This window comes from Atribacter sp., assembly GCF_035418125.1.
GTDB lineage: Bacteria > Atribacterota > Atribacteria > Atribacterales > Atribacteraceae > Atribacter > Atribacter allofermentans.
In genome coordinates, this window is record NZ_DAOLQM010000067.1 from 1 (window position 1) to 8,963 (window position 8,963).

Here is an 8,963-nt window from a genome sequence, read left to right on the forward strand (position 1 = left end):
AACGCATTGAGCGGGAGTTTGGTATTGACGTGGTAGCGACCGCTCCTCACGTTGTTTATCATATCTTGACAAAAAATGGGGATTTCATTGAAGTCAAATCTCCACGGGATTTTCCGTCAGCTGGAGATATTGAAGAAGCTGAAGAACCAATTGTCGATATGAAAATCATTACTCCATCGACTGCCATTGGTGGTGTTATGGATCTCTGCCAATCTAAAAGAGGTACTTTACAAGATATGACTTACCTTGATCCAAACACGGTGATTATTCGTTATCACCTGCCTATGGCTGAAATTCTTTTTGATTTCTACAATCGGCTTAAATCGGTGAGTCGTGGGTATGCGAGTATGGACTATGAATTTTTTGGCTACGCTCCATCTAATCTGGTTAAAGTGGATATTTTGGTGAGCAAAGAAAAGGTAGATGGATTATCCTTTATTAGTCATCAAGATAATGCGACTCGCCGGGCACGAGAATTAGTAACACGTCTGAGGAAACTCATACCTCGACAAATGTTTACCGTTTCAGTTCAAGCCGCTATTGGGGGAAAGGTCATCGCTCGAGAAGATGTGGCAGCTTTAAGAAAAGATGTTTTGGCAAAGTGTTATGGTGGAGACATTACTCGGAAAAGGAAACTTTTAGAAAAGCAAAAAGAAGGAAAAAAGAGAATGAAGGCGGTAGGGAAAATAAGTCTTCCTCAGGAAGCATTTTTAGCCGTTTTACAAACTGAAGAGCAATGAGAGAAATTGCTTTATATATTCATGTTCCCTTTTGTATTCAAAAGTGCCGTTATTGTGATTTTGTTTCCTATCCCTATCTTCGGCCCGAATCTATTTCTGATTATTTTAAGGTTCTTACTCAAGAGCTGCAAATACGTACCGAGAACGATAAGTTACAAAATGTCGTTTTAAAAAGTATTTATTTTGGTGGGGGGACCCCATCTCTGGTTTCACCGGAAATTTTAAATGATTTTTTACTCCTCCTTCGTCAAAACTTTCGGTTTTCAGAATCGATCGAAATAACCGTAGAAGCGAATCCTGGAACGTTGAATTCAGAAAAAATTCGCGAGTTTGCTCATTTAGGAGTTAACCGTCTCAGTATAGGTATTCAAAGTTTTCAGAACCGCTTTTTGTCTTTTTTAGGACGAGCTAATCGGGAAAAAGAAGTTCATAACCTTTTGACAGATTTAATCAATACCGGTTTGTTTTTGAACTGGAGTTTCGATTTGATGTATGGTCTTCCTTTTCAAACCTTTTCTGATTGGAAAAAAGAAATGGAACATCTATTAATGTATCAACCGCCTCATTTTTCTCTCTACAATCTCACCCTGAGCCATCAGGTACCGCTGAGAATTTTTTTAAAAAAACACCTCGCCTTGTTTCCTGGCCAGGACTGGGAAGCATCGATTTACCGGTGGACACAGCAAATATTACGAAAGTATGGATATAGAAGATATGAAATATCAAATTTTGCCAAACCTGGGTATGAATGCCTTCACAATCTTACCTATTGGCGAAATCAAGAATATTTGGGTTTGGGGGTATCGTCCAGTTCTTATTTAGGAGGAATCAGGATGAGAAATGCCTCGACGTTGAGTCATTATCAAAAAAGAATCAAAAATTGTCAATCTCCAGTGGTAACCAAAGACATTCTAAACCTTAAACAAAAATTAGCGGAAGAGATGATTCTCGCTTTACGAACCAGCGAGGGAGTTGAAACGGAAAAACTATTCAAAACGTATCCGGAGTCTTTAGTTCAAGAGAAGCTCATTCAGTTAGAAGATTTTGCTCAGAGTCATTTTATTCATGAGAGGGAAGGGAGGTGGATTCTTACTTCCCGGGGGACTTTAATTGCCAACCAATTATTCCTTGAGATTTTAGATTAAGGGAACACAAAAAGGCAGCTAATATTTAAAAAACCGGTGCAAAGTCCTTACGGATATGATATTTTTATAGTATGATTCCCATTCGAGATGAGTTACCAACCAGGAAATTTCCATTCATCACGGTTATTTTGATAGCCATTAATATTATTATATTTCTTTTTGAAATCTTACAAGGGCAAGGTCTGGAACCGTTTTTCCGATACGGAGGTTTGGTACCAGCTACTCTGTGGGGGAAAGGTGAATTAAACACCTCTTTCATTTCGCCCTGGTTAACCTTGATTAGTTCGATATTTTTGCATGGAAACATCCTCCACCTTGGTTCAAATATGCTTTATTTGTGGATTTTTGGTAATAATGTGGAGGATTTTTTAGGACATTTTCATTATCTCATTTTTTATCTTATTAGTGGTATATTTGCCGGGTTGGTTCATGCTCTTCTGTTTCCTTCGTCAACTATACCAACAATCGGTGCCAGTGGTGCTATTGCTGGTGTAATGGGCGGGTATCTCATCCTCTTTCCGGGAGCGAGAGTTATTGTCATGCTCATTTTTGGTTTTTTTGTTACTTTTGTGCGGGTGAAAGCAGTTTTGGTCTTAGGAATTTGGATTCTTCTCCAGGTGGTTTCTGGCTTGACCTCATTGGGCATGAGTTCAAGAGGAGGAGTTGCTTGGTTTGCTCACATAGGAGGTTTTTTATTAGGTGTGTTATGGTGTAAAATAGTCTCGAACCGATATTATCGAACTCATTATTGGTAAAGTTTGTTAAGAAATGCCAGAGGAGGAACGCACTTGTTTATTGAAGAACTAATGATTCCAGAAGCTCCAACTGTCAATGACTTTGATACCGTTGGGGATACAATTCAGTTTTTAAATCGCAGAAAACTTTCCGGAGTTCCGGTGGTAGATCTGGAACAAAACTTAGTTGGTTACTTTTCTGGAAGCGATTTTTTTAATTATATTGAGAGCGAAGTTAAAAAAGAATTAGGAAGTGCCGCCTTATCTTTTTACGAATTCAGGAAAAAAATGAGGGAACTTTTTGATAAAGAGGTTTCTGAATTTTTATCTGAAAAAAGTGAATCTCTTGAAGTAAACCAAACTGAAGAAGACGCAATTCATTTTTTCCTCCAATCAGACTTTGAATCAGTCCCGGTGGTACGAATGGGTAAAGTGGTTGGAATGCTTAGTAAGACGAAATTACTCCAAGTTATGCTTGAAAATAAATAAGAGGAGGTTGTAGAAATTGGACAAAAAAACCATTCGAGATATTCCTAAAGACCAGTTGAAAGGCAAGAAAGTATTAGTACGGGTTGATTTTAATGTTCCTTTGAATGAGAAGCGTGAAGTGACTGATGATACGCGAATCGTCATGAGCTTGCCAACTATTCGTTTTTTGTTGGAACAAGGAGCTCGGGTTATATTGGTTTCACATTTGGGAAGACCGAAGGGTGGACCGAAGGATGAACTGAAAATGAATCCGGTTGCTTTAAAACTGGAACAGCTTCTTGGTTATAAAGTGCAAAAAGCTGACGATTGTATTGGTGAATCAGTTGCTCAAATGGCTAATAAACTGAAGGATGGTGAGGTTCTTCTACTGGAAAATGTTCGATTCTATCCCCAGGAAGAGGCGAACGATCATGAATTTGCACGCTCATTAGCAAGCTTAGCTGATATTTATGTCAACGATGCCTTTGGCACCGCCCACCGAGCCCACGCATCAACGGCTGGCGTTGCTGCTTTTTTGCCTGCTTATGCAGGGTTCCTCATGGAAAAAGAATTAGAATCCCTTGGTGAAAAGTTGAATCACCCAGTTCGGCCTTTCTTGGCGATTTTAGGTGGAGCAAAGGTATCGAGCAAAATCGGTGTGATACAGAAATTGATTGAGAAGGTTGATGTTCTCCTTATTGGTGGCGGTATGTCTTATACTTTCATTAAGGCTCTGGGATATGAAGTTGGTACTTCGCTTCTAGAAGAGAGTATGATTGAAGAAGCCAAAAAGATTATGGATATGGCAAAAGAAAAAAAGGTCAATTTTATATTGCCCGATGATTTTATTGTTGCAGCAGAGGGAAAAGAGGGAGTTCCTACTCAGGTAGTTGCGTGGAATCAAATACCAGCGAATATGGGTGGTTTTGACATTGGTCCTAAAACTATTGAGAAATTTGGGCAAGCAATTATGAAAGCAAAAACCATTTTTTGGAATGGACCAGTTGGCCTTTTTGAAGTCAAATCATTTTCTACCGGAACAGTAGAAATAGCAAAAAAGGTAGCTCAAAGTGGGGCAGTGAGCGTGGTTGGAGGTGGAGATACTATTGCAGCTATTAACCAGGCTGGCGTGGCTAATGCCATCACCCACATTTCTACCGGTGGTGGTGCCTCATTAGAATTTGTCGAAGGGAGAAAATTACCCGGTGTTGAGGTTCTTCAGAGCAAGTAATTTTAGGATAAGGTTTTAAAAATTAATAGAATTTTATTTAATAAGCCCCCTAAATTTACAAAAAGATATTTGGGGGGCTTATTTATTCATCGAAAGAAAGATCGAGGGGCTCTAATTTTTTTATTATATTCTTCCAATGAGTTCCAGGCCAAAAAGTTTGGCTACACCGAGGGCATATTTTAATATTAGAAAAACTGCGAAGAACATAGAGAGGTGTCCAAGGAATTTGAACCGTTGGAGTAGGGATTTCTAATGGTAGGTTGCAATATGGACAACGAGTTAAAGCCAGATGAGGGTGCAGTTGGAAGTGATGCAGTATTTCCTTTACTTGTTCTTCGATGGTTTCTGAGTGGACAAAATACCCAAGGTTTTTAGCTTTTTTATACAGCAGGGTGTCTTTGGTTAATAAAATCCGGTTTTGATATCGGGCTTGAGCCAGTAATTGTGCATCAGTGAGATAACGAACATATTGGGTATCAAAGCCAAGAATCCTTAACCAGCGGGCTAACTTTCCTAACATACAATCAACAATAAATTTGATATTATTCATTTATTCCTACCAGATTTTGCGACTTACCATTAAGTCATTGGGATTTAACTTTCTTTAAATTCCAATAAAAAAAAGAAAAATTGATTTTATTATTATGTATAATAATATCAAGAATTGGAAAGTATTGGTATGGACTAGGGATCATAAAAAATCCAAAAAAGTGTTCAATCTCATTCTATTTGTGTCATAATTGGTAAAAGGATTCAAGAACCTTAATACGGATAAGGACGAGGTATTTATTCACGGGTTTTTTATAGATTGGATATCCGGAGGGTCATATTATGGCAGAAACCAAGGGGCCTTATTTTCTTGGCATTGATGTCGGAACACAAGGTTTGAGAAGTGGAATTTTTGATTTGAGAGGAAATGTTGTTGCCCTCTCTTTTTACTCTTATCCCGAATACCATCCCCGTCCGGGATGGGCAGAACAAGATCCAATAGATTGGTGGAAAGCAGTCCAGGACACCGTTCGACGTTGTATCTATGAGGGAGAGGTCCAACCGGAGGATATTGCATCGATCAGCGTGAGTGCCAGTTCTTGTACTGTATTGCCCGTAGATCGCTTTGGAAATCCTAAATACCGAGCCATTATGTGGATGGATGTGAGAGCATTTGATCAGGCAGCGAGGATTAATGCCACTGAAAATCCAATTTTAAGATATGCGGGTGGCCATGAATCACCGGAATGGATGATTCCCAAGGCTCTTTGGCTTAAGGAGAACTTACCGGATATCTTTGCTAATTCTGATTTTATCGTTGAGTGTCAAAACTGGGTAGTTTTTAAACTCACTGATCGTTGGGTGACATCGCTGAACAATGCCATTTGTAAGTGGAACTATTGTCCAACCGAAGATGGATGGCCAATATCCCTTTTAAGAGATTTAAATTTTGAAGAAGTTCTCCAAAAATGGCCTCGAGAGATAATTCCTGTGGGAAAACCAGTGGGTGAATTAACCAAACGAGCCGCCCATGAACTTGGTCTCATACCAGGGATTCCTATTATACAAGGCGGTATTGATGCTTATGCAGCTATGGTAGGGTTAGATGTCGTCCATCCTCAACGCTTAGCAATAGTGATCGGTTCCTCTACCTGTCATATGGCATTATCAGAAACACCAATATTCAGTAAAGGGATTTGGGGTCCTTACCAGGGAGCGGTTCTTCCCGATATGTGGATTTTAGAAGGCGGTCAGAGTTCTACTGGTTCGATTATTAAATGGTTTAGTGATAATTTTGCTGCTCAAGAATGTAAAGAGGCCAGTGATATTGGAGAAAGCCTGTTTGACGTATTGGATAAAATTGCTGCTCAGGTAGCACCTGGTTCTGATGGATTGATAGTTCTTGATAATTTCCAGGGGAATCGTAGCCCTTATCAAGACCCCTTAGCTCGCGGGGCGGTATGGGGTTTATCTCTTAGCCATACCAAGGCACATGTGCTGCGAGCGATGTATGAAGGGACGGCTTATGGGACCTTTCATATTCTTGAAGTATTAGCCCAAGACGGTTTTGATGCTCAGGAAATGTATGCCAGCGGTGGCGGAGCCCGAAGTAAACTTTGGTTACAGATACATGCCGACGTAACCAATATCCCGATATATTTAACCACAGTTGAAGAAGCCAGTACCTTGGGGACGGCTATTTACGCTGCAGTTGGAGCTGGTTTTTATAATACCATTCCCGATGCGACCTTGAAAATGGTACAAATCTCCGGACAGATTTACCCTAATAAGGAAAACCATGAAATCTATCGGTTTTACTATGATAAATATATTAAGAGTTATTTCTCGATGAAAGATTTGATGCACGAAATTTCTACTCGTGTCAACCGCAATCAAAATTCCGCCCGGTCTCATTAAATTTCCGGGCGGAATTTTACCTTTTTTTAATAAAGCACCAGGTAGTTTTACCTCATTCCTTAAGGATAAAAATCCCTAATTGGGAACACATAATTGGTATTCCTCTATTTCCCATCACTACTTTAATGTCGGAAGTGACGAATTCCAGTAAAGATCATACCAATACCTAAACGATTACAGGCATCGATTGAATCCTGATCGTGAATTGACCCACCAGGTTGAATAATCGCTTTTATCCCATGCTTGGCGGCAGCTTCGACTACGTCTGGGAAGGGGAAAAAGGCATCAGAGGCCAAAACCGATCCAACTTCTTTTCCTTCCGCTTTTATGCAGGCAATTTTTAGAGAATCAATCCGACTCATTTGGCCAGCACCGATTCCTACGGTTTGTAATCCTTTAGTAAGAATGATAGCGTTGGACTTGACATGTTTGGCTACTATCCATCCAAACAAAAGGCTTTCTCGTTCCTGATCGCTGGGGGAAAGGTTGGTTACGGTTTTTAATTGATTGGGATCATAGCTAAGCCGGTCAGGATTCTGAATGAGATATCCGCCATCCAATTTTTTGATATCATATTCAGCTGGAACGCTTAAAGGAGCTTTTAAAATTCTCAAGTTTTTCTTTGCTTCAAAAATTTTTAGTGCATCAGGATGAAAGTCTGGAGCAATAACCACCTCGATAAATAAGGTCTTAAAAACCATTGCCGTCTCGGGATCGACGGTTCGGTTAAAGGCAATGATTCCACCAAAAGCTGATGCTGGGTCACACTCCAAGGCTTTCGCAGCCGACTGAGCGAGTATCGGATCGTTTGCTACTCCACAGGGATTATTATGTTTCACAATAACCGTAGTCGGTTGGTTGAATTCCCGAACCAAAGAATAGGCTGCCTGGGTATCATAGAGATTATTAAACGACAATTCTTTTCCGCCAAATTGCTGATAGGCATTCATGAAGCCTTGACGATCAAGAGAAAGGTCTTCATACAATGCGGCTTTTTGATGAGGATTCTCTCCATAACGAAGGGAGCTTCTTTTCTTCATTATAATCGATAAGCAGGAAGGAAATTCATCGGTTTGATTATCCATTAGTTGAGATAGGTAATTGGCGATATGAGAGTCATATTCCGAGCTTTTTAAGAAAGCTTGAATGGCATATTGTCCAGACAAGTGGGAAGGGAAGTGCCCATGGTTTTTTTCCAATTCTTCTATCAATGAAGGATATTGCGAAGGAGAGGATAAAATAACAACATGTTTGAAATTTTTTGCCGCAGCCCGGAGGAGGGTAATTCCGCCAATATCGATTTCCTCAACTACCTTTTCCAAAGAAGTTTCTCCTGAATCTATCATTTTTTCAAAAGGATATAGGTTGCAAACGACACAATCAATCGGGTTAATATTGTGGGTATTGAGGTCAATTATGTCTCCCTCCAGATCGCGACGTGCTAAAATTCCGCCTTCGATAATAGGATGGAGAGTTTTTACCCGACCCCCCAAGATTTCTGGGAAACCAGTTACTTCCGAAACCTCTTTGACTGGATAACCTAATTCACGAATGAATTTTGCAGTTCCACCGGTAGCAATCATGGAAATATTGTGTTTCGAAAAGTAAGTGGCTAAATCTGCCAAACCGGTCTTGTCAGAAACACTTACTAACGCCGTCTTAATCGGTATCATGTTGTTACCTCCATTTTTAGAAAGTATATCGAAAAAACCGTTTATTTGGGTTTTTCAATTCACCATTTTAATCAGTTTATTGGTTATTATAATGTTTTCATTTAAAAAGAGAAATTATTCTTAAAAGGAGTTTAATTTTCAATTCCATTTATATTGTAAATGCGGTGAGAGGTGAGTTGTCATTAGTGAATGGAAAAGTATTCACCCTCATCCTCACCTTCTCCCATCAAGAGAGAAGGAACTTTTAGTCGTCATTGCGAGACCTCGCTTTTTGAGGTTGTGGCAATCTCATGAGTTATCTTTTATTATTTGTAGGATTGAGAAATTATGGAATTGTGGAATTGGAATGAATGGAATTCTTATAATGTCAGGTAAAAAACCATGGATTCTTCAGAATGAAAGAATTGCTAAATGAGATTGCCACGTCGTTCAACTAAAGAAGGTTGGGACTTTTTGCCATGAAGAATTGGATAGGTATTTTTTTATGATGACTTTCCATGGTAATCCTTAATTCAAATTAAAACCATGAATTTCTTTGAAAAACTGGACGTTCAGGGTTATCTTGA

Annotated in this window: 8 protein-coding genes; 6 read left to right on the forward strand and 2 right to left on the reverse strand. The window is 39.5% G+C overall.

Annotated features, from left to right (window positions below; genetic code table 11):
- The 5 genes from PLK24_RS05100 to PLK24_RS05120 form a co-directional block, all read left to right on the forward strand.
- Positions 1–740 (forward strand): elongation factor 4 family protein (locus PLK24_RS05100; protein WP_502876038.1); only part of this gene is annotated, 740 nt, incomplete at its 5' end.
- Complete coding sequence (gene hemW, locus PLK24_RS05105) at positions 737–1,885, forward strand: radical SAM family heme chaperone HemW (RefSeq protein WP_324476925.1); 1,149 nt, start codon at positions 737–739, stop codon at positions 1,883–1,885. The genes PLK24_RS05100 and hemW, both read left to right, overlap by 4 nt.
- A gap of 71 nt (positions 1,886–1,956) precedes the next feature.
- Positions 1,957–2,640, forward strand: coding sequence for a rhomboid family intramembrane serine protease (locus PLK24_RS05110; RefSeq protein ID WP_324476927.1), 684 nt, complete (start codon positions 1,957–1,959; stop codon positions 2,638–2,640).
- 33 nt (positions 2,641–2,673) lie between these two features.
- Entirely contained in the window at positions 2,674–3,108 is a 435-nt protein-coding gene (locus PLK24_RS05115) for a CBS domain-containing protein (protein WP_324476929.1), read from the forward strand.
- 16 nt (positions 3,109–3,124) lie between these two features.
- Positions 3,125–4,318, forward strand: coding sequence for a phosphoglycerate kinase (locus tag PLK24_RS05120; protein ID WP_324476931.1), 1,194 nt, complete (start codon positions 3,125–3,127; stop codon positions 4,316–4,318).
- 82 nt (positions 4,319–4,400) lie between these two features.
- Here the strand turns inward: PLK24_RS05120 and PLK24_RS05125 are convergent, their stop codons facing one another.
- Entirely contained in the window at positions 4,401–4,868 is a 468-nt protein-coding gene (locus tag PLK24_RS05125; protein ID WP_324476933.1) for a Mut7-C RNAse domain-containing protein, read from the reverse strand.
- A gap of 281 nt (positions 4,869–5,149) precedes the next feature.
- Here PLK24_RS05125 and PLK24_RS05130 point away from each other — a divergent pair, with 281 nt between their 5' ends.
- On the forward strand, positions 5,150–6,724 hold the full coding sequence (locus PLK24_RS05130; RefSeq protein ID WP_324476935.1) for an FGGY-family carbohydrate kinase: 1,575 nt from the start codon (positions 5,150–5,152) through the stop codon (positions 6,722–6,724).
- 122 nt (positions 6,725–6,846) lie between these two features.
- On the opposite strand, the gene purH is transcribed toward PLK24_RS05130, so the two are convergent.
- Entirely contained in the window at positions 6,847–8,397 is a 1,551-nt protein-coding gene (gene purH, locus PLK24_RS05135) for a bifunctional phosphoribosylaminoimidazolecarboxamide formyltransferase/IMP cyclohydrolase (RefSeq protein WP_324476937.1), read from the reverse strand.
- Positions 8,398–8,963 lie beyond the last annotated feature (566 nt).